Source organism: Ralstonia sp. A12 (assembly GCF_000801955.1).
Classification (GTDB): Bacteria; Pseudomonadota; Gammaproteobacteria; order Burkholderiales; family Burkholderiaceae; genus Ralstonia.
Genome location: NZ_JSZO01000004.1, coordinates 274,703 through 299,060, shown reverse-complemented (window position 1 = coordinate 299,060; position 24,358 = coordinate 274,703). Strand labels below are relative to the sequence as shown.

Here is a 24,358-nt window from a genome sequence, read left to right as displayed (position 1 = left end):
TCGGGCGCGCCTTTCTTTGCTTACCTTTCTTTGGCAAGACAAAGAAAGTAAGTCGGCCCCGGCAGGGGACGAAACAAGGGATGCACCCACAACGCCATCCCAACAGGAAATCAGAAGCCTTCGCATAGCCACCTCAATCCAGCGTCTTGCGATAAAACCGCAACGCAATGCTCAGCACCACCACCGTGAACACCATCAGCGGCCAGATGCTCGGCCACAACTCAAACCAGCCGTTGCCCTTGAGCAGAATGCCGCGCGTGAGCCTGTTGAAATACGTCATCGGCAGCAGATTACCAATCACCTGCGCCCACTTGGGCATGCCCACGAACGGAAACATGAAGCCCGAGAGCAGGATGTTCGGCAGGAAGTAGAAGAACGTGAGCTGCGTCGCCTGCAACTGGTTCTGCGCCAGCGACGACAGCGTGATCCCCACCGTCAGGCTCGCCACGATAAACAGCAGCGCCGACACGTAGACCATCCACACGCTGCCGACAAACGGCACCTGGAAGACGAAGTACGCCATCAACAGGATGATGGTCACCTGCACGAGCCCGATGAAGATGTAGGGCACGATCTTGCCGGTCATCACCTCCAGCGGATGCACGGGCGTGGCGAGCAGGTTTTCCATCGTGCCGCGCTCGCGTTCGCGTGTCATGGCCAAGCCGGTCATCATCACCATCGTCATGGTGAGGATGGTGCCCATCAGGCCGGGAATGATGTTGTACTGCGTGATGCCTTCCGGGTTGTAGAGCTTGTGGATGCGTACATCGAACGGCGGCGCCGCGCCGCTGCTGTTGCCACCACTCGCCCCGGCCAGCGGCGCCAGCGCACCCTTCATGTCCTTGTCGACCACGCCTTGCACCAATTGCGAGAGCGAGGCCACCGCCAAACCTGTCGCGGCCGGGTCAGTTGCATCCGCCTCCACCAGCAGCGAGGGCTTCTCGCCGCGCACCAGCTTGCGCGTGAAATCCGGCGGGATGGTGACCACGAACTGCAACTGCCCCTTGGCCAATGCCTCGTGCCCCGCGGTTTCGTTGGGCAGGGTTGTGGTCAGATCGAAGTAATCGGAGTTGCGCATGCCGGCCAGGAAGCTGCGCGTGAACTCGCTCTGGTCCGCCGCAATCACACCGGTCAGCAGGTGCTTGGGGTCCGCGTTAATGGCAAAGCCAAACAGGAACAGCTGCATGATCGGAATGCCGATCATCATGGCGAACGTCACGCGATCCCGCCGCAGCTGCAGGAACTCTTTGAGCACCACGCTCCACCAGCGCTGGAACGAGAAGCGGTTGCCGTTGATGGTGACGCTCATGGCTGCGCTCCGTAATTGTCAGACGAGCCGCGCATCATATGGATGAAGACATCTTCCAGGCCGGTGTCGATGGGCTCCACGCGCACACCCGATTCGCTGGCAAGGCCGCGCAGCGTGGTTTCCAGTGCCTGCGCATCGGCGCCCGTCACGTGCAGCACAGTCCCAAACGCAACGGTCTGATCCACACCGGGCCGGCCTTCGAGCTTGCGGCCCAGGTCGACCAGATTGCCGCCCGTCACCGACCACGTCGACAAGTGCTGGCTGGCGATCACCTCGCTTGCGGTGCCTTGCGCCAGCAGCTCGCCGTACGCGATGTAGGCGAGCTTGTGGCAACGCTCGGCCTCGTCCATGTAATGCGTGCTGACGAGCACCGAGATGCCCTGTGCGGCCAGGCGATGCAGCTCCTCCCAGAAGTCGCGGCGAGCCTTCGGGTCAACACCGGCGGTGGGCTCATCGAGCAGCAGCAGCTCCGGCTGATGCAGCATGCAGGCGGCCAGTGCCAGCCGCTGTTTCCAGCCGCCCGACAACGCTCCGGCTAGTTGCTTGGCACGCGAGGCGAGCCCGAGATTCTCCAGCGCATGGTCCACCGCCTCGCGCCGGTTGGGCATCTCATACAGGCGCGCGACGAAGTCGAGGTTCTCGCGGATGGAGAGATCCTCCCAGTACGAGAAACGCTGCGTCATATAGCCGACGCGGCGTTTGATCTGGGCAGACTGCTTGAGGATGTCGTAGCCGAGGCAGGTGCCGCTGCCACTGTCGGGCGTGAGCAGCCCGCACATCATGCGGATCGACGTGGTCTTGCCGCTGCCGTTTGGCCCGAGAAAGCCAAAGATCTCACCACGGGCGACCTGCATGGACAGGTCTTTCACGACGTGCTTGTCGCCAAAGTGCTTGTTCAGGCCGCGCACGTCGATGGCGTAGTCACCCGCACCGGCGCCCGTGCCGTTGAGCTTGCCCGAGGCGGTCATTGCAGTGTCACCTCAACGGGTTGGCCTGGGCGCAGCTTGGGGCCATCGGCGGCCGTGGGGCGCGCCTCCACCATGAAGACGAGCTTCTCGCGCGTGGTGTTGCTGTAGATCACCGGCGGCGTGTACTCCGCCTCGTTGGCAACGTAGGTGACAGTGGCATTCACGTCGGCCGCGCAGCCGTCGCAATGGATGCGCGTGGCCTGCCCCGGCTTGAGCTTGCCGACCACGCCTTCGGGCACGAAGAAGCGCACCTTCACATTGGCCGGCGGCAGCATGCGCACCACCGGGCTGCCGGCACCCACCCATTCCCCTTCGCGATAGAGCGTGTCAAACACAAGGCCGCCCTGCGTGGCCTTCTGCGCCTTCTGGTCGAGGCGCCATTGCGCCTGCGCCACCGCTGCGCGTGCAGCTTCCACCTGCGCCGCTTGTGCGCGAATCTGGTCATTGCGCGCCGGCAACTGGGCAATGCGCAACTGGTTGGTCAGCTCACGCACGCGCTGTGCGTTGGTCTGCGCGGTAGACCGGCTGGCGTCAAGCTGCGCCTGCGGGATACCGCCCGCGCGGAACTGCGCCTCATCACGCACAAGCTGGATGGCCGAAAGCTTGTCGGCCGCTGCGGCTTGCGCCAGTTGTGCACGAACCGCATCCACCTCAGGCACGCGCTTGCCGAGGTTCAGATCAGCCAGTTGCGCCTCAGCCGATTGCAGTTGCGCGGCGGCCTGCTGACGCGCGGCCGTTTCATCGGTGGACTCCAGCACGAACAGCGGCGCACCGGTGCTGATGGTCTGCCCGCGCTGCACACCCAGGTGGTCGAGCCGCCCACCGACGGAGGAAGCGACATAGACGAACTCGCCTTCGACATAGCCCTGATAGGTGTTGGCATCCTGCTTCGCGCAGCCGCCCAACATCGCTATCGCCACTGCCAGACACCCTACCGTGCCGCCCCACTTCGCTGGACGCATGCCGTCCTCCGCCGGATTTGATTGATGCGATGAATGCGCCGCAACACCTACTTGCGCGCTTTGCGTTTGGTCTTCTTGTCGCCATCGCCGCGCTTGCCGTCAGGCGTGGCACCCAAGCCAACGCCTTGCAGCAACAACGCTGCGACATGCCGGCCAATGGCCGCGTCGTCCACCTGGTCTGCGTAGGGCAGCCGGCCCCACAGCGCGCGCGTGGCCAGCGGCAGCATCGCTAGGCCGATCACCGACACCATCACCAGCGGCGGCTGCAGCGCCGGGTTCACCGCGCCGGCGGCCTGCGCGCGGGCGATGCGCTCGACCAGCAGCGTGGCGCGCTCCAGTGCAATGCGCGCGAACACGCGCTCGCGCAGCTGGCCGCCCTCGCTGGCAATCTCGCGAATCCACAGCGGCGGAAACCACGGCGTGGCCGAAGCCACCGCCACCATACGCTGCGCCACCCCTGCCACGGCATGCGCCAGATCAACTGCGCCGCCATCGTCGCCGGCACCGGCACCGTCACCAATCGCCAGCAATGCCGGCCCCATCACCTGGTCGATCAGCGGGCGCAGGCGCTCCTCCACCACCGCGTCGAGCAATTGGTCGCGCGTCTTGAAGTGGTAATGCACCATCGGCGCCGTCACGCCGACTTCACGGGCGATGGCGGCAAGCGTGGTCGGGCCAACACCATCACGCGCAAACAGCGTGACGGCCATGTCGAGCAGGCGGTCGCGCAGGTCGTCCTGCACCGCACCATCCTGGCGACGTGGACGGCCTGGGCCGCGTGGGGAAGGTTTGCGGGTTGCCATGCCGCGAATATTAATTGTCGAATTAATTAATTTCAAGGTACGGATACGCGCCTTGCGAATCGGCCCCTCCCAGCGCATGCTGGACGTGACGCCTTGCTTGCCCAGACCACCATGCCCACCTCTGCTGACGCCCTGCTGCAGCGCCTGCATCTCGACACCCTGATCGGCGGTGATGGCCCGCTCGCGGCGCGCTCGCCCATCGACGGGGCGACGCTCGCACGCCTGCCCATCGAAACCGCCGACGATGCAGACCGCATCGTCAGACAGGCGCAATCCGCGTTCCAGGCCTGGCGCACCGTGCCCGCCCCGCGCCGTGGTGAACTTGTCCGCCTGCTGGGCGAGGAACTGCGCGCACACAAGGAAGACCTGGGCGCCCTCGTCACGCTGGAGGCCGGCAAGATCACGCAAGAGGGCCTGGGCGAAGTGCAGGAGATGATCGACATCTGCGACTTCGCCGTCGGGCTGTCGCGGCAACTGTATGGGCTGACGATTGCCAGCGAACGGCTGGCACATCGCATGATGGAAACGTGGCACCCGCTGGGGCCATGCCTCGTCATCACCGCGTTCAACTTTCCGGTGGCGGTGTGGTCGTGGAACGCGGCGCTCGCGCTGGTGTGCGGCGACCCGGTCATCTGGAAGCCATCGGAAAAAACGCCGCTGACCGCGCTGGCCGTCGAACGCCTGTTCCTGCGGGCGTGCCAGCGCTTTGGCGATGCGCCGCCGCACTTGGCGCAAGTTGCCATTGGCGAACGCGGCCTGGGCGAGGCATTGGCCCATCACAGCGGCATCCCGCTCATCTCCGCCACCGGCAGCACGGGGATGGGGCGCTCGGTGGCGCAGGCCGCTGCTCCACGTTTTGCCCGCACGATCCTAGAACTGGGCGGCAATAACGCCGCCATCGTCTGCCCGAATGCGGATCTGCCGCTGGCTGAGCGCGCCATCGCCTTCGCTGCGATGGGTACGGCAGGACAACGCTGCACATCACTGCGGCGGCTGTTTGTGCATCGCTCGGTCTACGACGCGCTGGTGCCGCGCCTGGTAACGCTCTACGAACGCGTGCCCGTGGGCGACCCGCGCGAGGCGGACACGCTGGTCGGCCCGCTCATCGATGCCCATGCCTATGAGCGCATGCAGGCCGCGCTTGCCCGCGCCCGCGCAGAAGGCGGCACCGTGCACGGCGGAGAACGCGTCGATCACGCGCTCGGCAAAGACGCCTACTACGTCCGCCCTGCTCTCGTGGAGATGCCCGCACAACGCGGCGTGGTCTGCGAGGAGACCTTCGCGCCCATCCTCTACGTCGTACCGTTCGATACGCTTGATGAAGCCATCGCGCTGAACAACGCGGTGCCGCACGGGCTGTCGTCGAGCGTGTTCACGCTGGACATGCGCGAGGCCGAGCGCTTCGTCTCGGCTACCGGCAGCGACTGCGGTATCGCCAACGTCAACATCGGCCCGAGCGGCGCGGAGATCGGCGGCGCATTCGGCGGCGAAAAGGACACGGGCGGCGGCCGTGAGGCGGGGTCCGACGCCTGGAAGGCCTACATGCGGCGCGCCACGAACACGGTCAACTACGGCACTGCACTGCCGCTGGCACAGGGCATCCGCTTTGACGTGGACTAGCGGGATTGCGCGCTAGGCGTTGGCCGCCGCTGTTGCCATTTCGGCGTCCAACTGCGCGAGGCGTACGAGCAGGCGATCCTGCGCCTCACTTGGGAAGCTCGACGTGCGGCGCACCGCGAACACGGTATTCAGGCAGCGCCGCGCTGTGATCGGGCGCACCACCTGCAAACGGCGACGTTCCACCGCATCCTGAATGGCGTGCAAGGGCAGCACCGACCAGCCGACACCCGCCTCCACCAGCGTGCTGACCTCCTCCAGGTCCGACACGTGATGCGCACTCACCGTCGTCTCCGGCAGGCGCCGGAACAGCGCCTTGAACCATAGGCCGTACACGGCATCGGATTCGTCATAGGTAACGAAGGGCAACGCAGCGCAATCGGCCAGCGTGCGCGGGGCCTCGCGTCCGCGCAGTGCGCGCGCGCTACATGCGAGCACGAACTCCTCCGTGTACACGGCATGGTGCTCGAACAGGCGTGACGTGCGCGGCGTGTAAACGAAGCCGAGGTCCGCACGGCCGGATTCCACATGGCCGAAGACTTCGTCATCGCTGCCGAACGCCAGCTCCAGGCGCACATCGTCGAGCAGCGGCGCGTCGGATTCGGGAGACGGCGTCAGCAGTGCCGGCATCAGCACATAGCGCCCGAAGCTGGAACCGCTGGCCAGCTTGAGCGACACGCGCTCCATCTCGCCGCTGTGCAGCGCAGCGCGCAATTCATCCAGCCCGGCAAAGGCATCGCGACACCACGCCCGCACCGAAGCGCCGGCGCGCGTCAGCACGAGCTTGCGCCCGGAGCGCTCGAACAGGGGCACACCCAGCCATTGCTCCAGCTGCCGCATCTGGTACGACAGCGCCGGCTGCGACACGGCCAGGCGGTCGGCCGCGCGCACGAAGCTGCCCTCGTTGGCCACGGTCAGAAAGCTATGCAGGTAGCGCAGTGGCGAGTGGGACATGGCAGAAAAAGGTGACGCCTCAATTCATCAAATTTTTGGATCGAAAAACCAAAAACATTCGATTTGATTTTGAGTTTGTCAGATCGCAGAATTCGCCGCAAGTGAACGACCAACGCGACGGGAGGCCATCATGACGACCGCACTGCAACATCCGAGCTATGCCCTGGAAGAACGCTATGGCGCGCGCAACTACGCGCCGTTGCCGGTCATGCTGGAACGCGGTGAAGGCGTGTGGCTGATCGACACCAGCGGCCGCCGCTACCTCGACATGATGTCGGCTTACTCGGCCGTCAGCTTCGGGCATTCGCATCCCAAGCTCGTGGCTGCGCTGGTCGAACAGGCTGGTCGCCTGACGCTCACCTCGCGCGCCTTCCACAACACCGAACTCGGCCCCTTCCTGGCCGACGTGTGCCGCATCACGCGCATGGACCGCGCGCTGCCCATGAACACCGGCGCCGAAGCCGTGGAGACCGCCATCAAGGCTGCCCGCAAATGGGCGCGCGACGTGAAGGGTCTGCCACCCGAGGTGGCCGAGATCATCGTCTTCGAGAACAACTTCCACGGCCGTACGACCACGATCGTCGGGTTCTCTTCGCACGATCAATACCGCTACGGGTTCGGGCCATTCGCGTCGGGCTTCCGGCGCATTCCGTTTGGTGATGCCGATGCATTGCGCGCGGCCATCGGGCCCAACACGGGCGCGATCCTGATGGAACCCGTGCAGGGTGAAGGCGGCATCGTGGTGCCACCGCCGGGCTACCTGAAGCTGGCACGCGAACTGGCAACGCAGCACAACGTACTGCTGGTCTGCGATGAGGTGCAAACGGGCCTCGGCCGCACTGGCGACGTGCTGGCGAGTTGGCACGAAGGTGTGGATGCCGACCTGGTAGTGCTGGGCAAGGCACTGGGCGGCGGCATGGTGCCGGTGTCCGCCATTGCCGGGCGCGAGTCGGTCATCGGCGTGTTTCAACCGGGTGACCACGGCTCGACCTTCGGCGGCAACCCGCTGGCGGCGCACATCGGCCGCGCGGCACTCGCCTTGCTGATCGAAGAGCAACTACCGCAGCGCGCGGCGCGTCTGGGCGAGGCCTTCATCGCCGAACTGAAAACACTCATCGGGCACGGCGTTCGGCAAGTACGCGGGCGCGGTCTGATGATCGGTCTGCAGCTCGATGCGGACATCGAAGCGCACGACTTTGTCGCGGCGCTGGCGGAACACGGCGTGCTGTCCAAGGACACCTACGGCAACGTGATCCGCCTCACGCCGCCACTGGTGATTGGCCAGGCCGAGCTGGAGCTGGCGCGCGACGTCATCCGCCGCACGCTGGCCGACTGGCCGCGCCGCAAAGTGGCATGAACGACATCGAATGAACCAAGGGGAGCACACATGACCATCATTGACCTGATCGGCGCGGCCATCGGCTGCGGCGCGCAAGACGACGGCTGCAAGGACGGCCCGCGTGCGCTGCTGCAGGCGGGCGCGCTGGCGCGTCTACAGACACCCGAAACACACGGCGGCTTGGTGCATGACATCGAGTTGGCGATGTCGGCCGGACACAGCCGGTCTGCGCGGCTGGCAGCGCTGCCGGGCGTGGCGGGCTTCTCGCGCGCACTGGCTGACGCGACGGCCCACAGCGTGCACGAGGGCCACGTGCCCGTCATCATCGGCGGGGATCACTCGTGCGCGATCGGTACGTGGTCGGGTGTGGCGAATGCCTTGCGGCCGAAGGGTCCGCTGGGCCTGATCTGGATCGACGCCCACCTCGACAGCCACACGCCGCAGACCAGCGACTCGGGCGCCATCCACGGCATGCCGCTGGCAACGCTGCTCGGCCACGGTGCACCGGCCCTTACGCAGGTACGTGACGCTGCGCCCAAGCTGCTGCCGCAGCATGTCGTGGTGATTGGCGCGCGTAGTTATGAGCCCGCCGAACGCGCGCTGCTCGACCTGCTGGGCGTGCGCGTGATCGACGCCGCAGAGGTGGCACGCAACGGCCTGCGCGCCGTGATGGCCGACGCCATCCGCTTGGTCACCTCGGGCACGGCGGCCTTTGGCGTGACGCTGGATCTGGATGCCTTCGACCCCGCAGTCGCCCCAGGTGTCGGCTCACCCGAAACGGATGGGCTCACCGCCCTGGGCATGACGCAAGCGTTGGCCGCCTGCGCACGCGATGCACGCTTTGCGGCATTCGAACTGGTGGAATACAACCCGCGCCACGACAAGGGCGGGATCACGGCGCACTTGGCGCTCGACCTGCTGGGCAGCGTCGCGGGCGCGTTGCACGCCCAGCGCCGTGAATATGCGAGTGCAGCTTAGTCCTTGATGCGGAAGACCTCGACACCCACCGATTCGCAATCCGGATAGACGTCCGGCTTCTCCGTCGACACCCGCGCGGCACGCACGTGCGGGTGCTTGAGCATGGCCGTCAGCACGTCATCGCACAGCGTTTCCTGCAGGTGAACGTGGCCTTGCGCCATGCGGCGCGCGACGGTATCACGCATGAAATCGTAGTCGACCACTTCATGCAGCTTGTCCTGCGTGGGCGACGAGTATTCCAGCGGCACGTATAGCTCGATGTTGATGAGGACGCGCTGCTCGCCCTTCTTCTCGAAGTCGTGCACGCCGATGTTGATCTGCACCTCGTAGTTGCGCAAAAACATGCGGCGGCAGTTCGACAGGCGCGGGTGGGATAGCAGGGAGAGCATGGGGAGCGTCCGGTAAAAATTATTCGGTCAAGAACATCACGTCGCGGGCCAGCGGCATCAGATGCTGGCCTCCGTCGACGAACAGCGTGGTGCCAGTGACGGCGCGTGCGGTGGCGAGGTAGCACACCGCTTCGGCAATGTCTTCCGGCGTGGACGACTGGCCCAGCGGCGTCATCTGGTGCGCGCGCGCAAACCCGCCTTGCGACTGGTCGCCCGACACCATCGTGATGCCTGGGGCCACACCCACCACGCGCAGCGCGGGTGCGAGTGCTTGTGCCAGTTGCATCGTCGCGGTGGACAGCGCCGCCTTCGACAGCGTGTACGACAGGAAATCCGGGTTCAGATTGTCGAGCTTCTGGTCCAGCAGGTTGATGACAACGCCGCGATGTTCAGCATCACCGGCGGTCAGCGCACGGTGCAGCTCGCGCGCGAGCAGCAGCGGCGCCGCCACGTTGGTACGCATGTGCGTATCGAGCGATGCATAGCTGAAGCTGGTCGCCACGTCGTACTGGAACAGCGACGCGTTGTTGACCAGGCAGGTGGGCGTACCCAGTGCAGCGATGCAGTCGCCGATCAAGCGGCCGGCGGCGGCTTCGTCCGACAGGTCGGCCTGCAGCACGGCGGCACGGCGGCCCATGGCGGTGATCTCGGCGGCCACAGCGTCGGCCTCGGTGCGCGAGCGGTGGCAATGCACGGCCACATCCCAGCCGTGGCGGGCCAAGGTCAGGGCGATCACGCGGCCCACGCGGCGGCCAGCGCCCGTGACGAGGGCCACCCGCGTCTGTACGGGCGGTTGTGCGTTCAGTTCAGTCGGCGTCTGCGCCATTGTTTACAATCCGGCGATGAGCAAAACCGTGAGTTTACCGCTTCCCAACGAGGCGGCGCAGGCGCAATCCGCGCACCTGTTCGCCCTGATCGCCGCCGCCATTGCGGCCGCCGGCGGCTGGCTCCCCTTCGACCGCTACATGGAACTGGCGCTCTACGCGCCGGGCCTGGGCTACTACAGCGGCGGCGCGGCCAAGTTCGGCCGCCGCGTGGAAGACGGCGGCGACTTCATCACCGCGCCCGAGTTGACGCCGTTTTTCGGCCGCACCGTGGCGCACCAGATCGCGCAGGTGCTGGAGACGCTACCCGAAGGCCAGCGCCATGTGCTGGAATTTGGCGCCGGCACCGGCAAGCTGGCCGCCGACATCCTCGTCGAACTCGATACGCTGGGCATGCGGCCCGACAGCTACGGCATCGTCGAGCTGTCTGGCGAGCTGCGCCAGCGCCAGCAGGAACGCCTGACCGCGCTCGGCCCGGAGCTGGCCGCCCTCGCGCAATGGCACGACACGCTGCCCGCGCCGTTCATCGGCGTGATGGTCGGCAACGAAGTGCTCGATGCGATGCCTGTATCGCTGTGGGCACGGCGCAGCGGCGTGTGGCACCAGCGCGGTGTTCGGCTCGATGCCGAAGATGGCCTGCAGTGGGAAGACCGGCTGGTCGATCCGTCTGCGGTGCCGGCTAAACTCGCCGCCCTGCCGGGCACGGACGACTTCATCACCGAATCGCACGAAGCCGCCGAGGGCTTCATCCGAAGCACCGGCGCGGCGCTCGCGCGCGGCCTGCTGCTGCTGATCGACTACGGTTTTCCCGCCGCCGAGTACTACCACGCACACCGCGCCAATGGCACGTTGATGTGCCACTACCGCCAGCATGCGCACGACGACCCGTTCTGGCTGCCGGGCCTGCAGGACATCACCGCGCACGTCGATTTTTCGGGGATTGCCCAGGCGGGCCAGGAGGCGGGGCTGGAGTTGCTCGGCTATGCGAGCCAGGCGCGCTTCCTGTTGGGTGCGGGCGTGGGCGAGCTGCTGATGACGCTCGATCCGTCCGACCCGATGCAGTTCCTGCCGGCGGCCAACGCCGTGCAGAAGCTGCTGTCGGAGGCGGAGATGGGCGAGCTGTTCAAGGCCATTGCGCTGGGCAAGGGCATTGATGGGGCGCTGCCGCTGGCCGGCTTTGCGGATGCCGACCGATCGAACCGCTTGGGCTAGTCAATCAGGCTGACGCGGCCTTCGCCGCCTTGGCTTCCAGCGCCCGCTCATTCTGCTCGGACTCATACCGGCCGATCGTGCCGCGCATCCACCACAGCACCACCAGGCCGGGGAAGGCAAACGCCACGGTCATCAGATAGAACGCGGGCCAACCGTAGGCTTCCACGAGGTAGCCTGAGGTGGGCCCGACGTACACGCGGCCGATCGAGGCCAGCGCAGACAGCAACGCATACTGCGTCGCCGAGAACGACCGGTTGCACAGCGCCATCAGCAGTGCCACGAAGGCTGCCGTGCCCATGCCGCCGCAGATGTTCTCGATGCCGATGGCCACCGCCATCGTCCACAGATGCTGCGGCGTGACGGCCAGCACCCAGTAGCCCAGGTTCGACACCGCCTGCAGCACACCGAAGAGCAGCAGCGCACGCACCAGCCCCAGTCGCACCATCAGCGTGCCGCCATACAGCGCGCCGACGATGGTGGCCGCCAGCCCCAGCGTCTTGTTGACGATGCCCACCTCACCGGCCGAAAAGCCGACGCCGCGGATCAGGAACGTGGTCGACAGGCTGCCCGCAAACGCATCGCCCAGCTTGTAGAGCACGATCAGCGCGAGCAGCGCCCAGGCGCCGCGGCGCGAGAAGAAATCCTTCAGCGGGCCAACCACCGCTTCCTGCAGGCTGCGCGGCGGTCGCGCCTGCACCTCCGGCTCGGGCGACCATAGCGTCGTGAAGATGCCCAGCGCCATCAACCCGGCCATCAGCAGGTACATGTTGCTCCAGCCCATCACGCGATCAGCCAGGTACAGCGCCAAGCCGCCCGACACCAGCATCGCCAGCCGGTAGCCGAGCACCTTCACGGCCGCGCCCACGCCGCGCTCGCTCGTATGCAGCACATCGGTGCTGTAGGCATCGAAGACGATGTCCTGCGACGCCGACAGAAACGCCACCAGCACCGCCAGCCCGGCCAGCGCCCACAGCGCGGCGTGCGGCGGCGTGAAGGCCATGGCGGCAATCGACGCCACCAGCCCCGCCTGCGTAAGCACCAGCCAGCCGCGGCGCCGCCCACCCACCGGCGGCGTGAAGCGGTCCATCAGCGGCGCCCACAGGAACTTGAAGATGTACGCCTGCCCCACCAGCGAGAACAGCCCGATGGTGCGGATATCCAGCCCCTCCACCGTCATCCACGCCTGCAGCGTGCCCGAGGTAAGCGCCAGCGGCAGGCCGGAAGCAAAGCCCAGCATCAACATCGCGCCGATGCGGCGATTGCGGAAAACGTCAAGGTAATCGTGGAAGGTCATGCGGGCGCCGAACAGAAATGCGGGTGCGGGTTGCCACTTAAGCGTCGCTAACAAAGCCTCCTGGCTAGGCGCACCGACGCAGACAGTACAAAAAGTACGGCAAGGAGGTGCTACAACGCCAGGAGGCTTTGTTAGTGACGCTTGGCGTGGGCGGGTGCGTTGGCCGATATTATGTCTCAGTGATCCTGCCCACCAACCCTATGCCGCGCGTAACACGCTTCCTGCTCGCCACCACCGGCCTCGTGCTCGCCACGTGGGCAACCGCCATGGACGGCCCGCTGCCGGTGCCCGCCGACGGCGTGAAACTGGAAGCGCCGACCACCACGTCGCCCAACATCCGCCTCGTCATTCCGGCCGAAGAAATCGATAAACGCGCGCAGGCCGAATACAAAGGCGTCATCGACAACGCTGCGCACGAAGGGGCACTCGCGCCGGACAACGTGCCGGACCTGATCCGCATCCGCGCCATCGTCGCCCGGCTCACGCCGCAGGCGTCCCGCTGGAACCCCGACGCCGCGCACTGGCAGTGGGAAGTCAACCTGATCGGCTCACCGCAGGTGAATGCGTTCTGCATGCCCGGCGGCAAGATCGCCGTGTTCTCGGGGCTGGTGGAGCAGTTCAAGCTGACGGATGACGAACTCGCCATGGCGCTCGGTCACGAGATCGCCCACGCGCTGCGCGAACACGCCCGCGCCCGCGCCGGCCAGCGCGAGGTCACCAACCTGGGCGCGAATGTCATCTCGCAACTCTTCGGCTTCGGCAACCGGGGCGATACGGACCTGGGCGAAGGCGCCAAGATGCATCTGCTGGCGTTCTCACGTGCGGAAGAAACCGAAGCCGACCTGGTCGGCATGGACATCGCCTCGCGCGCCGGCTACGACCCGCGCGCCGCGCTCACGCTGTGGCAGAAAATGGGCTCGATCGGCGGGGCAGAGCAGAAGCAGTTTCTATCGACGCACCCGTCGGGCCGCACGCGCATGGTGGTGCTGTCGCGCCATCTGCCGGAAACCCTACCGCTGTTTGCCGATGCCATGCAAATGCCGATGGCCAAGCTGTCGGCCTATCGGTCAAACATGAAAATTCTGGGGGCCGCGCCTGTTGATAATGGGGATGAAGCACCGATGCGGCCGATGGTGCGGCCTTAGATAATCATTTGTTAATCATCCGCACCCTGATGGAAAACTCGAAAAACATTCCTGTAGGCTTTGCGACGCAGCGTTTGCTGCAATAACTCAATCGCAAACAACAGGGATAAGAAGATGAGTAACCGGGGTAAGGATTTGACCATGCTGGCCATTGCTTGTGCATTGGCTGTATCAGGCACCACCACGGCTGAGACGATCAGCGTGATTGGTAAAGGTGTGCAGCAAAGTACGGCTGCAGCCGATCCAGTGCAGGAGTATTACCCGGGCACACCGGCAGTTGGCAAAACCGTCGTGTGGTCCGAAACCAGCACGCGCCTGAACAACACCGTGTCGACGGTTTCACACACCTATGTGACGACGTCAGTAGCAAACGGCATCGTCACAGTCGACTCGACGATAGGAGGCGCAGCAAGCGACCGCTATACCAGCGACACTGACGGCAACCGCCTCACCCGCACGTACAACAACGGAAACCTTTGTACGTATGCCCCCAAACGCGACATGCTCAATTTCCCGCTGTCGGTGGGCAAGACCTGGACGACGACGTGGCAATACAGCTGCCAGGCCGGCTATCAGGAGTTCGCTACCTTGAACGCAGAGGTCGAAGCCCTGGAGGCCTTGACGATTCCAGCAGGTACGTTCAACGCGCTGCGCATCCACTATGTGCTAGCCCTCACTAACTCCAACGACTGGCAGTTGCCGGGCGGCAGCAACGGCACCGCGGCCTATAACCAAGACTACCGTTGCTGGTGGGACGTGGATGGCCATCGCACTATCAAGTGCGATTTCAGCTACTCCTACCCTTCAGGCGCGCCTACGAATTACCTGAAGGCATTCTCGCAGGTGGTGACTGCCATTCAATAATCTGGCCCGAGCTTGACCAAAGCCCCGCAAATCTCACCAGAGTTTGCGGGGCTTTTTCATAACTCGACCACACGACCCAGACCAAAGTTCGGAAAAACAACCGGATACCCGCCATTTTGTTGGGGACCCCACCGAAATAAGGAAATACTAAGAAAAGGATTTTGCTGACCTTGTACGCTGCGCCCCGCAGCTTTGCTGCACACAAATCTCCACAAATATCAGGGATAAGAAGAAATGAATGCATGGGGCAAGGGATTCACGGGAATCGCGCTGGCGTGCGCGCTGACCGCGTGCGGTGGCGGCGGTGATGGCGGCAGCACAAGCACCAGCGGCACGACTGGCGGCGGCAATGGTGGCAGCAACGGCGGTGGCGTCATCGTCGACACAACTAGCTTCACGGTGAGCGCCACCGTGGGTGGTACCAAGGTTCAGTCGTTCAGCGTCGGCAGCAACCAGACCGCCACGCTGACGGTCAAGTCGGGCCAGGATCTGCGCTTCGACACCGACAAGGACGTCAACTGGAAATCCGGCGACAAGACAAGCGATACCGATGTCTCGATCAAGGGCGCCAGCACGCAAAGCTGGACCGCCAGCCTGAAGAGCCCACCGGGCGGCACTTTCACGGTCACTGCGACGTCGGCCAAGGATGCAAGCAAATCGATCAAGGTAACGGTGACGGTGCCACCGCATGAGTACACCTCCGGCGCACAGCAAACCGTCGGCCGCGTCACCACGTGGACAGAGAACTTCACGCAAGTTGACGGCACTGCAGTTACGCAACAGCGCGTGAACACCACGACCGCTGTTGACTCCACCACGGGCGTAGCGACCATCCCCTCCACGGTCAACACCATTGCCGACGAAATCTACAAGCAGGACGCCGATGGCAACCGCCTTCAGCGCACCCGCACGGACGGCAACGTCTGCACCTACAGCCCCAAGCGGACCCTGGTGAGCTTCCCTCTGTCGTTGGGCAAATCATGGAAGTCGACCTGGACGTACACCTGCACTCCCGGTGGATACCACGAGACCGTCAACACCACCTCGACCGTGGAAGCCTATGAGCCGTTGACAACCCCGATGGGCACGCTGAATACGCTGCGCATCCACCATGTGGAAGCAATAACGAACTCCAACGACGGACAGCTGCAGAATGGCGGCCCAGGCAATGCTGCTTACAACATCGACATGGTTTGCTGGTGGGACGTGGCCAGCCAACGTACGGTCAAGTGTAACCAGGCTTATACGTACCAAGGCGGCATCGCTCCGGCAAACTACACCAAGACCTTCACGCAAGTGCTGAAGTCGGTCCAGTAAGCATCACGCATTACCTCACCGTGCTGCCGGCCCCGCAGGCTTTCCCGGCCTTGCGGGGCTTTCTTTTTGGGCGACAGCCACTCGCCCCCGGCGCGACAACGCCATCCCCGCCACTGTCGCCCCCAGGATCAGCACCGCGCCGCCCGTCTGCACTGGGCTGAACCACTCGCCCAGCACCAATGCGCCAAGCACCGTGGCCGTCAGCGGACTCAGCAGAGAGAGGAACGTCACATCCGCGCCCAGCACACCGATACCCCGAATCCACAACCAGTAGCCCAACGCCGTGCCGATGACGATGAGGTATGCAAAGCCCACGGCATTGCGCGCCGTGAGTGCGGGCGGCAGCCCTTCTACGAACAACGCGACGGGCAGGAGCACCAGCCCGCCCAGCGCGAGCTGCCACGCAGCCACCGCCAGCGGCGAGCCGATGCGGCCCCAACGTTCAATGAGCACGGTACCGGCTGCCATCGACAGGGCTGCGGCGAGTGCCGCCGCCACACCAATCGCATCCAGCTTGGCGGCCGGCCCGAGAATCAGCAGTCCAACGCCCAGCGATCCAGCCAGCGCGGCCGCCAGTTGCGCGGGACGCGGCTTGCGCCCCAGCAGCAGCCACGCCAGCAACCCGACCACCAGCGGCTGCGCAGACATGATCGTCGCTGCCACGCCGCCCGGCAGGCGCTGCGCCGCCACGAACAGCAGCGCGAAGAACACGCCGATGTTGGCCAGCCCCAGAAACAGCAGCGGCAGCAGCTTGTCACGCGGTGGCAGGCCGGGGCCCAGCAGCATCAGCAGCACGCCCGCCGGCAGCGCACGCAGCGCGCCCACCAGCAACGGGTGGTCGACCGGCAGCGTCTGCGTAAAGACGAGATACGTGGTGCCCCACAACATGGGCGCCACAGCGGTGGCCAGCATCGCGGTCAAGCGGTTGAACGGCATGATAAATCTCCACGTCACGTAATTTGATATCGAAATAAATAAACCAAAGCAAGTCAGCCCGGAAAGCGCCCGCTGAACGCCAGTTCGCTGATCGGCTTGCGCGGCGTGGGGCCTTCCACCGACTGCAGCGGCGCCGGCAGCGACGCCACATAGCCCCGACGGCCGACCGCCACGGCAATCTCGATGCGGAAGCGCTCCGGCACCTGCAGCACAGTGCGCGCCCGGTCGTAATCCACGCCCGCCATGCCGCGCGCGTGATAGCCGAGGCTCACTGCCTGCAACCCCAGTTGCGCCCATGCAGCACCGGCGTCAAAGCTGTGGGTGTGCGAAGGCACGGCGTGCGCTGGGTCGTCGCGATGGATAAGCGTGTCGGACAACACGAAGATCAGCGCCGAGGCATGCTGCGCCCAATCACCGTTGAAAGGCACGAGCAGGCTGACGAACTCGGCCCAGTGGGCATCGTCACGGCGGGCGTAGAGAAAACGCCACGGTTGGTAGTTGTAGGCCGAGGGCGCCCAGCGCGCGGCCTCCAGAATGCGCAGCAGGTCCGCCTCTGGCATGGGTTGGCCGTCGTAGGCGCGCGGTGACCAGCGCGCCAGGAACAGCGGATCGATCGGGTGATCGGCAAGTCGTTCGTTCATGAGGTGTCTCGCAGGTGGATGCGGCTTGACGTCGGATTGCCTCGTACCGGCAAACCCGCTACGCTTTCAAGAATCTCGACATCAAGTAGTTTGATGTCGAAATATTAGGACGAGGTTTTCGATGAGTCAAGGTGATTCCACAGGCACGCAGGGGGGACCGATGGACGGCATCCTCGCGCAATGGCGGCGCGAGCGCCCGGATGTCGACGCAAGCCCGATGGCCGTCTGCGGCGAAGTCTGGCGCGCCGGCGAGCGGCTGCGCCAAGGCGTGGTGGCCAACATCGCCAGTGCTGATCTGGACATGGCCGGCTTTGACGTACTGCTCACGCTGCGCCGTAACGGCCGCGCGCAGGCGCTGTCGCCGTCCGCGCTGGCCAAGGACATGATGCTGTCCACCTCCGCCATGACCAACCGGCTCGACCGGCTGGAAAAGCGTGGCCTGATCGCCCGCAAGACTGACCCAGATGACCGGCGCGGGCTGCAGATCGTGCTGACCGATGAAGGGTTCGCCTTGGTCGATGGCCTGGTCGTCTCGCATGTGGAGACGGAGGAGCGGATGCTCGCTGCACTGAGTCAGGCCGAGCGGGCGATGCTGCGGGAGCTGTTGGGGAAGATCGGCGGAGCGTCAGGCTGAGGCGCGGCACCGTAATTTCCCGCAACACAAACCTCAAACTCCCCACCCGCATCCGGCGCCACAATTCAGGCATCGCCTCCGCCTGATTGCGAGTCACCCATGCTCCGCACCACCCTCCTCCCCCTGGCCTGCGCTGCTGCGCTCGTTGCGGCGCTGCCACCGCCGGCCATTGCCCAAACAACCGCCGCACCGACTGATGACACCGAAGCCCTGCACAACATCCAGAGCAACTTCGCACACATGACGCCGCCGCCACGCTCGGTGGAGTCGATCAACAAAGACCTGCAGCAAACCAAGGCCGCACCCATCAACCGCCAGGGCGGCGGACGCGGCGGCAAGGGCCGGATGCGCCAGCAACAACAGCAGGACACCCCTTCCCCCAACCCCGACACCAAGCCGCAGGCCACCCAAGACGTGCCCGCGCCGTCAGCCAATCCGCAGCCTTCTGCCACTCCGGCAACAACCCCGTAAGAAGACGGGTCGCACGACCGGCCATTCCTCTTTACGATGGCACGTCATGCACGCGCTTGCCGTGCCCTGATGTGCTGGATGGGAGGAACCTGTGAGCCTGGCCGTACTGTGTGTGCTGGTGATCGTGGCGGCGGTGTGCGCGGCGCGTGCACGGCGTCGGGCCGCACGCACGCTGACCGCGCTGTCTGTGCTTCTGGTGGTGGCCATCGGTTGCGGGCCGGTGCCGGCATGGCTGCTGGACTCACTGGAAAAGCCCTTCGAGAACGAACCGCCAATCACCTGGGGCGCGCGCAACGCCATCGTGCTGCTGGGCGCAGGCACCTTCCGCGTCGGCGACCGGGTCGAGCCCGGCGTCTTCTCCTACCCGCGCATCGTGGAAGCAACACAGATCTATCAGGCCTGCAAGAAAGCCGGCGCCGACTGCAAGATCCTCGTGAGCGGCGGGGATGCACGCCACCATGGTGAGCCTGAAGCGACGGTCTATCGCCGCGAAATCGTCGCGCTCGGCGTCAACGGCGACGACGTGCTCATGGAACCCAAGAGCATGAACACGTGGCAGAACGCGCAGTTCTCGCGTGCGGCGTTGGCAGAGTACGGACCGGAGCGCACAGTGCTGGTGTCCTCGGCCATCCACCTGCGGCGCAGCCTGCTGTATTTCGCGCACTTCGGCTTGACGCCGATTCCCGTGCGCGCTGACGATCTGCAGGCCACCGCATCGCCCTTACCGATGGCCTACAACTTTGCGTTGACGGACTACGCGCTGCACGAGTGGATCGGTATCGCGCGCTACCACCTCTACAACGCGCTGGGTTGGAACCCGGAACGCGTCCAGCCGGGCCAGGCCTGATCTCTCCCGCCATTTGTGCATTCGAAGCACGGCTCTAGTGCTTCTGGTTAGGCAGCAAAATTCCGGCGCCGACCTATACTTTGTGCATCGCAACATTCGAGTCTTGCAATGCGCCACTTCGGTCGTATTGACGCTCACTACCTCATCACCATTGGCAAGCTCGCTTGCCACCACCCGCCCACCGGGCGCGGCCATCCCTGACGGGAATCGCTGACGATTCCTGCGCCAGCAAGCGGGCCTCTGCGCAAGCAGCGCGCCTGCCCCGCCAGCCAACACCTCAGAAGCAAACCAACAAGCAAGGGGAACCCTCATGCCTCAAGTCACGGCAAGCAAACTGCCGGTCAAACTGCTCGCGCTCGTCTTCGGCGCCCTGGCGGCGCTGGTGATCGCGCGGACGTTCCTACTGAGCTGGCAGATCATTCCGCCCGGCTATACGGGCATCAAGATCAACCGGCTGGTCGATCGCGGCATCACGCGCGAGAACGTGGTCACCGGGTTCGTGTTCTACAACCCGGTGCAGACGGCGATCATCCAATACCCGACCTTCGTGCAGCGCGTGATCTGGACGCAGGACCTGAACGAAGGTCACGCGCTCAATGAAGAGCTGACCTTCAACACCAAAGACGCTGTACCGGTAAACGTGGACGTGGCCGTCTCGTACCAGCTCGCGCGCGACAAGGTGCCCGAGTTCTACACCAACTTCCGCGCTGATCGCATCGACACCTTCACGCACGGCTACCTGCGCGACACGGCGCGCAACGTGATCGTGGCCCTCGGCTCGGAATACAACTTCGACGATGTGAACGGCGGCAAGAAGGAAGAGTTTGTCGCACGGCTGACCAAGGAACTGGACACGCGCCTCATGCCGCTGGGCGTGTCGATCAAGCAGTTCGGCATCGTCGGCTCGCTGCGCCCGCCGCGCGCACTGCTTGATGCGGTGAGCGCCAAGACCAAGGCGATTCAAGACGCCATCCGCACCGAAAACGAAGTGCGCTCCGCCCAGGCCGAGGCCAAAAAGAAGGTGGCGATTGCTGAAGGTGAGGCGGCGGCCAACCACGCGCTGGCCTCGTCGCTGGATGACCGTCTGCTGGCCTGGGAACGCCTGAAGCTCGAACGTGCCGCCATCGAGAAGTGGAACGGCGTGACGCCGAGTGTGATGGCGGGTGGCAGCGGTGGCGGCATGTTGTTCAATATCCCGGCAACGGGGCAGAACCACTAAGCCGATGCACCAAAGAAAAACGCGCCCGAAGGCGCGTTTTTTTGTTTCCGCTCAACCAGCGATCAGCTTGCGAAACCCGGTGCGGCTTCGCGCACGGCGTGCTCGGCGCCGGCGTCGGGAATCGGCGCATCCACGTGCAGGCTGGTCGCCTCGTCGACGCCAAGATGCACGTTCATGCATTGCACGGCCGCGCCGGCGGCGCCCTTGCCAAGGTTGTCCAGACGGGCGGTGACGACCATGCGTTCATCCGAACCGAACACGAACAGGTCGGCACGGTTGGTGTCGTTGGCGCCCTGCACGTCGAAGAAGCCGTTGTCGAGGGTTGCAACGTTGTCGGCCGGGGCCACGCGGATGAACTGCTCGCCCTGGTAGTAGTCAGCCAGCACGCGGGCGACATCCGCCGGGCTCACCTTGCGTGCCAAGTGCTGCGGGTGCAGGCCGATCGTCACGGCCAGGCCCTTGAGGAAGTTGCCGACCACCGGCGTGAAGATCGGCGGGAGCGACAGCTTGCTCTGCACGCGCATCTCCGGCAGGTGCTTGTGCGCCAGCGCCAGTGCGTACGGGCGCGGGCTGTCGAGCTTCGGATTATTGGCCGCCAGATAGTCGGCAATCATCTGCTTGCCGCCGCCGCTGTAGCCGGTGAGCGAGAACGCGGTGACCGGGTAGTCCGACGGCACGATGCCCGCCTCCACCAGCGGACGCATCAGCAGCACAAAGGCACTGGCGTGGCAGCCCGGCACGGCGATGCGCTTGGTATTGCGCAGGCGCTCGCGCTGGCCCTTGTTCAGCTCGGGCAGGCCGTAGACCCAGTTGTCGTCCGTGCGGAACGCGGTGCTGGCGTCGATGATGCAGGTGTTCGGGTTGTTGACCAGCGAGACGGCCTCGCGCGAGGCGGCGTCCGGCAGGCACAGGAACGCGACATCGGCGGCATTCAGGAATTTGGCGCGCTCGGCCGAATCCTTGCGCTTGTCTTCGGCGATGCGCAGCAGCTCGATATCGTCGCGTTGCGACAGATAGTCGAGCAGGCGAAGGCCGGTGGTGCCTTCCTGACCGTCGACGAAAACCTTGAATGCCATGGCGATCTCGCTAAAAAACTGTGACCAGAAAAAACAGCGCCGGCACCCGCCAGCGCGTGAGTTTTGCATTGTAGCGGCTGCTGAAGAAATGTCTGCGGCAGCGCAATAAAGTGACTTTAATGCCGCTTACCAGTGCACCTTGGTGTCGTAATCCACCGTCAGCGGCGCGTGGTCGCTGAACTTGATGTCCTTGAACACCGACGTGCGGCGCGCCGTGGCAGCAATGCCCGGCGTGGCGATCTGGTAATCGATCCGCCACCCGACGTTCTTCGCGTAGGCCTGGCCGCGGTTGCTCCACCACGTGTACTGCTCGGGGCGCTGATCCAGCGTGCGGAACACGTCCACATAGCCGACCTCGTCGAACAGCTTGGTCAGCCACGCGCGCTCTTCGGGCAGACAGCCGGAGTTCTTCTGGTTGCCCTTCCAGTTCTTGATGTCGATTTCCTTGTGGACGATGTTGACGTCGCCGCACAGCACGACCTCGCGGCCCTTTTCGTGGCGCAGGTCGCTCAGGTGCTGCATGAACAGGTCCATGAAGCGGAACTTGGCCTGCTGGCGCTCTTCGCCGCTGGAACCCGAGGGCACGTAGACCGAGATGATCGACAGCTTGCCGTAGCGCGCCTCGACATAGCGGCCTTCGGCATCGAACTCGCCGCCGTCAAAGCCGATGATGACCTCGTCCGGCTTGTGGCGCGTGTATAGGCCCGCGCCGCTGTAGCCCTTCTTCACCGCGTGCTGGAACACGCCGTGGTAGCCGTGCGGCGCCAGGAATTCGGGCGTCATGTCGTCTTGCGCGCATTTCAGTTCCTGCACGCAGACGAAATCGGCGTCCTGCTTGCCCATCCAATCGAAAAAGCCTTTGCTGGAGGCGGAGCGAACGCCGTTGAGGTTGGCGGAAATGATGCGTAACATGGCGGGACTTTTTTGCAGACCAGAGAAAAAAGATGAGCCAAAACAGCGAGTTGCGCCAATCCTTCATCCGCTTTGCGGTGGAAGCCGGCGTGCTGTCGTTCGGGGAATTCGTGACCAAGGCGGGGCGGACGTCGCCCTATTTCTTCAACGCCGGCAAGTTCGCCAACGGCGGACTACTGGGCCAAGTCGCGCAATTCTATGCGAAAACCCTGCTGGACTCGGGTGTCGAGTTCGACATGCTGTTCGGGCCCGCGTACAAGGGCATCACACTGGCTTCGGCCACGGCCGTGGCGATGGCGGGCATGGGCCGCGATGTGGGTTTTGCGTACAACCGCAAGGAAGCCAAGGACCACGGCGAAGGTGGCAGCCTGGTCGGCGCGAAGCTGCAAGGGCGCGTGGTGATCGTCGATGACGTGATTTCTGCGGGTACCTCGGTGCGCGAGTCGGTGGAGCTGATTCGTGCGGCGGGTGCCACACCGGCTGCCGTGCTGATCCTGATGGATCGGATGGAGCGTAGCGGAAACGCTGTGGATATCGGCGAGCGCTCGGCTGTGCAGGACGTGCAGGCTCAATACGGCATGCCGGTGGTTTCCATCGCCAATCTGGATGACCTGCTGGGGTATCTGGATAACGCTGGGGACCCGGCGTTGGCTGGCTATCGGGATAAGGCTGCGGCCTACCGCGACAAGTACGGCGTGAGCGCGATCTAATCGGTTGATGCTGTTGAAGAACCCCGGCTGAGGTATTCGCCGGGGTTTTTTCTTGCCCAACCGATTATTCGATCTTCAGCCCAGCCACCGCCGGATTCCCTGCCGGATACGCCGGATTCATCGCTTCCAACGTCTGCAGCAGAATCTCCGCCACCATCAGGTTCCGGTGCGTCTTGGAATTGGCGGGAATCACGTACCAGGGCGCATCGGGCGTGGCGGTGGCGTTGATGGCGTCCTCGTACGCGCTCTGGTAATCGTCCCAAAGTTCGCGCTCTGAAATATCGGACGGGTCGAACTTCCAGTGCTTGTCCGGATTATCGACGCGCCCCTGCAACCGCTCGCGCTGCTCGTCTTTTGAGATGTGCAGGAAGCATTTGACGATGGTCGTGCCGGTGTCGGTCAGCATCTGTTCGAACGCGTTGATGTGGCCGTAGCGGCGCTTGCATTCGGCGGCATCAATGTCGTCGTGCACGCGCGTGATGAGCACATCCTCGTAGTGGCTGCGGTTGAAGATCACGATCTCGCCGCGCCCGGGCGTTTGCGCATGTACGCGCCAGAGATAGTCGTGCGCCAGCTCCTGCGGCGTCGGTGCTTTGAAGCTGACCACGCGCAGGCCCAGCGGGTCCATCTCGCGAAACACGCTGCGCACGGTGCCATCCTTGCCTGAGGTGTCCATGCCCTGCAGGATCACCAGCACCTTGCGGCGGTGCTCGGCGTAGAGGATGTCCTGCAGGGTGTCGAGCCGCGTGCCGATCTCGGCCAGCCGCTCCAAATCGCTGGCCTTGCTGCCGGTGGAGAACGGCTTGACGGCAGCATCCGACTTGGCGATCTTGAACTTGCTGCTGCCGTCGTACCGCCATTCGTCGATCAGGGTCTTGCCGTTCGATGCCATGGGATCTCCTTGTTGTTCGTGCACGGGCGCAGCAAGGCGCTGGCC

Annotated in this window: 25 protein-coding genes; 12 read left to right on the top strand and 13 right to left on the bottom strand. The window is 64.7% G+C overall.

Annotated elements, in window-relative coordinates:
* Nucleotides 1-133: 133 nt before the first annotated feature.
* From PI87_RS09060 to PI87_RS09045, 4 genes are read right to left on the bottom strand one after another with little or no spacing between them, the layout of a single operon-like run.
* Nucleotides 134-1,309 carry an ABC transporter permease gene (locus PI87_RS09060; protein WP_039597364.1) on the bottom strand — a complete coding sequence of 392 codons (1,176 nt, stop codon included), beginning with the start codon at nt 1,307-1,309 and terminating at the stop codon, nt 134-136.
* Nucleotides 1,306-2,277, bottom strand: a complete 972-nt coding sequence (locus PI87_RS09055; protein ID WP_039597363.1) for an ABC transporter ATP-binding protein — start codon at nt 2,275-2,277, stop codon at nt 1,306-1,308. The genes PI87_RS09060 and PI87_RS09055 overlap by 4 nt, the downstream gene beginning before the upstream one ends.
* Entirely contained in the window at nt 2,274-3,239 is a 966-nt protein-coding gene (locus PI87_RS09050; protein ID WP_039597362.1) for an HlyD family secretion protein, read from the bottom strand. Before PI87_RS09050 ends, PI87_RS09055 begins: the two co-directional genes overlap by 4 nt.
* A gap of 47 nt (nt 3,240-3,286) precedes the next feature.
* A complete protein-coding gene (locus tag PI87_RS09045) occupies nt 3,287-4,042 on the bottom strand; it encodes a TetR/AcrR family transcriptional regulator (RefSeq protein WP_039597361.1) in 756 nt (251 codons plus the stop codon).
* Nucleotides 4,043-4,153: 111 nt separating this feature from the next.
* Here PI87_RS09045 and amaB point away from each other — a divergent pair, with 111 nt between their 5' ends.
* On the top strand, nt 4,154-5,662 hold the full coding sequence (gene amaB / locus PI87_RS09040) for an L-piperidine-6-carboxylate dehydrogenase (RefSeq protein WP_039597360.1): 1,509 nt from the start codon (nt 4,154-4,156) through the stop codon (nt 5,660-5,662).
* 12 nt (nt 5,663-5,674) lie between these two features.
* On the opposite strand, the gene PI87_RS09035 is transcribed toward amaB, so the two are convergent.
* Nucleotides 5,675-6,613 (bottom strand): LysR family transcriptional regulator, encoded by a 939-nt coding sequence (locus PI87_RS09035; protein ID WP_039597359.1) that lies wholly within the window; start codon nt 6,611-6,613, stop codon nt 5,675-5,677.
* Between the two features lie 130 nt (nt 6,614-6,743).
* Here PI87_RS09035 and rocD point away from each other — a divergent pair, with 130 nt between their 5' ends.
* The gene (gene rocD / locus PI87_RS09030) at nt 6,744-7,970 is read left to right on the top strand and encodes an ornithine--oxo-acid transaminase (RefSeq protein WP_039597358.1); all 1,227 of its coding nucleotides are present in this window, start codon (nt 6,744-6,746) and stop codon (nt 7,968-7,970) included.
* A gap of 30 nt (nt 7,971-8,000) precedes the next feature.
* The gene (locus PI87_RS09025; RefSeq protein ID WP_039597357.1) at nt 8,001-8,930 is read left to right on the top strand and encodes an arginase; all 930 of its coding nucleotides are present in this window, start codon (nt 8,001-8,003) and stop codon (nt 8,928-8,930) included.
* On the opposite strand, the gene PI87_RS09020 is transcribed toward PI87_RS09025, so the two are convergent.
* Nucleotides 8,927-9,319: a dihydroneopterin aldolase gene (locus PI87_RS09020; RefSeq protein WP_031329962.1), complete on the bottom strand. Its 393-nt coding sequence runs from the start codon at nt 9,317-9,319 to the stop codon at nt 8,927-8,929. The genes PI87_RS09025 and PI87_RS09020 overlap by 4 nt on opposite strands.
* A 19-nt stretch (nt 9,320-9,338) precedes the next feature.
* Nucleotides 9,339-10,145 (bottom strand): SDR family oxidoreductase, encoded by an 807-nt coding sequence (locus tag PI87_RS09015; protein WP_039597356.1) that lies wholly within the window; start codon nt 10,143-10,145, stop codon nt 9,339-9,341.
* 16 nt (nt 10,146-10,161) lie between these two features.
* On the opposite strand from PI87_RS09015, the gene PI87_RS09010 reads away from it, so the two are divergent.
* A complete protein-coding gene (locus PI87_RS09010) occupies nt 10,162-11,355 on the top strand; it encodes a class I SAM-dependent methyltransferase (protein WP_039597355.1) in 1,194 nt (397 codons plus the stop codon).
* Between the two features lie 4 nt (nt 11,356-11,359).
* Here PI87_RS09010 and PI87_RS09005 read toward each other — a convergent pair whose 3' ends face one another.
* A complete protein-coding gene (locus PI87_RS09005) occupies nt 11,360-12,649 on the bottom strand; it encodes a muropeptide transporter (RefSeq protein WP_039597354.1) in 1,290 nt (429 codons plus the stop codon).
* Nucleotides 12,650-12,849: 200 nt separating this feature from the next.
* Here PI87_RS09005 and PI87_RS09000 point away from each other — a divergent pair, with 200 nt between their 5' ends.
* The 3 genes from PI87_RS09000 (at nt 12,850) to PI87_RS28055 (ending at nt 15,975) form a co-directional block, all read left to right on the top strand.
* On the top strand, nt 12,850-13,794 hold the full coding sequence (locus tag PI87_RS09000) for a M48 family metallopeptidase (protein ID WP_039597399.1): 945 nt from the start codon (nt 12,850-12,852) through the stop codon (nt 13,792-13,794).
* Nucleotides 13,795-13,935: 141 nt separating this feature from the next.
* Nucleotides 13,936-14,658 (top strand): hypothetical protein, encoded by a 723-nt coding sequence (locus PI87_RS08995; RefSeq protein WP_232313964.1) that lies wholly within the window; start codon nt 13,936-13,938, stop codon nt 14,656-14,658.
* Nucleotides 14,659-14,892: 234 nt separating this feature from the next.
* On the top strand, nt 14,893-15,975 hold the full coding sequence (locus tag PI87_RS28055; RefSeq protein ID WP_052321458.1) for a hypothetical protein: 1,083 nt from the start codon (nt 14,893-14,895) through the stop codon (nt 15,973-15,975).
* A 15-nt stretch (nt 15,976-15,990) separates the two neighbouring features.
* Here the strand turns inward: PI87_RS28055 and PI87_RS08985 are convergent, their stop codons facing one another.
* Both PI87_RS08985 and PI87_RS08980 read right to left on the bottom strand, forming a co-directional pair.
* Nucleotides 15,991-16,911 carry an EamA family transporter gene (locus PI87_RS08985; protein ID WP_039597352.1) on the bottom strand — a complete coding sequence of 307 codons (921 nt, stop codon included), beginning with the start codon at nt 16,909-16,911 and terminating at the stop codon, nt 15,991-15,993.
* Nucleotides 16,912-16,964: 53 nt separating this feature from the next.
* A complete protein-coding gene (locus PI87_RS08980; protein WP_039597351.1) occupies nt 16,965-17,552 on the bottom strand; it encodes a nitroreductase family protein in 588 nt (195 codons plus the stop codon).
* Between the two features lie 121 nt (nt 17,553-17,673).
* Between PI87_RS08980 and PI87_RS08975 the strand changes: the two genes are divergently transcribed.
* The 4 genes from PI87_RS08975 to PI87_RS08960 all read left to right on the top strand — a co-directional run bounded on the left by PI87_RS08975 (nt 17,674) and on the right by PI87_RS08960 (nt 20,723).
* Nucleotides 17,674-18,186 carry a MarR family winged helix-turn-helix transcriptional regulator gene (locus PI87_RS08975; protein WP_039597350.1) on the top strand — a complete coding sequence of 171 codons (513 nt, stop codon included), beginning with the start codon at nt 17,674-17,676 and terminating at the stop codon, nt 18,184-18,186.
* 99 nt (nt 18,187-18,285) lie between these two features.
* A complete protein-coding gene (locus PI87_RS08970) occupies nt 18,286-18,657 on the top strand; it encodes a hypothetical protein (RefSeq protein ID WP_039597349.1) in 372 nt (123 codons plus the stop codon).
* 91 nt (nt 18,658-18,748) lie between these two features.
* Complete coding sequence (locus tag PI87_RS08965) at nt 18,749-19,504, top strand: YdcF family protein (protein WP_039597348.1); 756 nt, start codon at nt 18,749-18,751, stop codon at nt 19,502-19,504.
* A 310-nt stretch (nt 19,505-19,814) separates the two neighbouring features.
* Nucleotides 19,815-20,723: a prohibitin family protein gene (locus PI87_RS08960; protein ID WP_039597347.1), complete on the top strand. Its 909-nt coding sequence runs from the start codon at nt 19,815-19,817 to the stop codon at nt 20,721-20,723.
* 62 nt (nt 20,724-20,785) lie between these two features.
* Here the strand turns inward: PI87_RS08960 and argC are convergent, their stop codons facing one another.
* Nucleotides 20,786-21,799, bottom strand: coding sequence for an N-acetyl-gamma-glutamyl-phosphate reductase (gene argC / locus PI87_RS08955; protein ID WP_039597346.1), 1,014 nt, complete (start codon nt 21,797-21,799; stop codon nt 20,786-20,788).
* 126 nt (nt 21,800-21,925) lie between these two features.
* Nucleotides 21,926-22,711, bottom strand: a complete 786-nt coding sequence (locus PI87_RS08950) for an exodeoxyribonuclease III (RefSeq protein ID WP_039597345.1) — start codon at nt 22,709-22,711, stop codon at nt 21,926-21,928.
* A 32-nt stretch (nt 22,712-22,743) separates the two neighbouring features.
* Here PI87_RS08950 and pyrE point away from each other — a divergent pair, with 32 nt between their 5' ends.
* The gene (pyrE, locus tag PI87_RS08945) at nt 22,744-23,421 is read left to right on the top strand and encodes an orotate phosphoribosyltransferase (protein ID WP_039597344.1); all 678 of its coding nucleotides are present in this window, start codon (nt 22,744-22,746) and stop codon (nt 23,419-23,421) included.
* A gap of 64 nt (nt 23,422-23,485) precedes the next feature.
* Here the strand turns inward: pyrE and PI87_RS08940 are convergent, their stop codons facing one another.
* On the bottom strand, nt 23,486-24,313 hold the full coding sequence (locus tag PI87_RS08940) for a polyphosphate kinase 2 family protein (RefSeq protein ID WP_039597343.1): 828 nt from the start codon (nt 24,311-24,313) through the stop codon (nt 23,486-23,488).
* Nucleotides 24,314-24,358 lie beyond the last annotated feature (45 nt).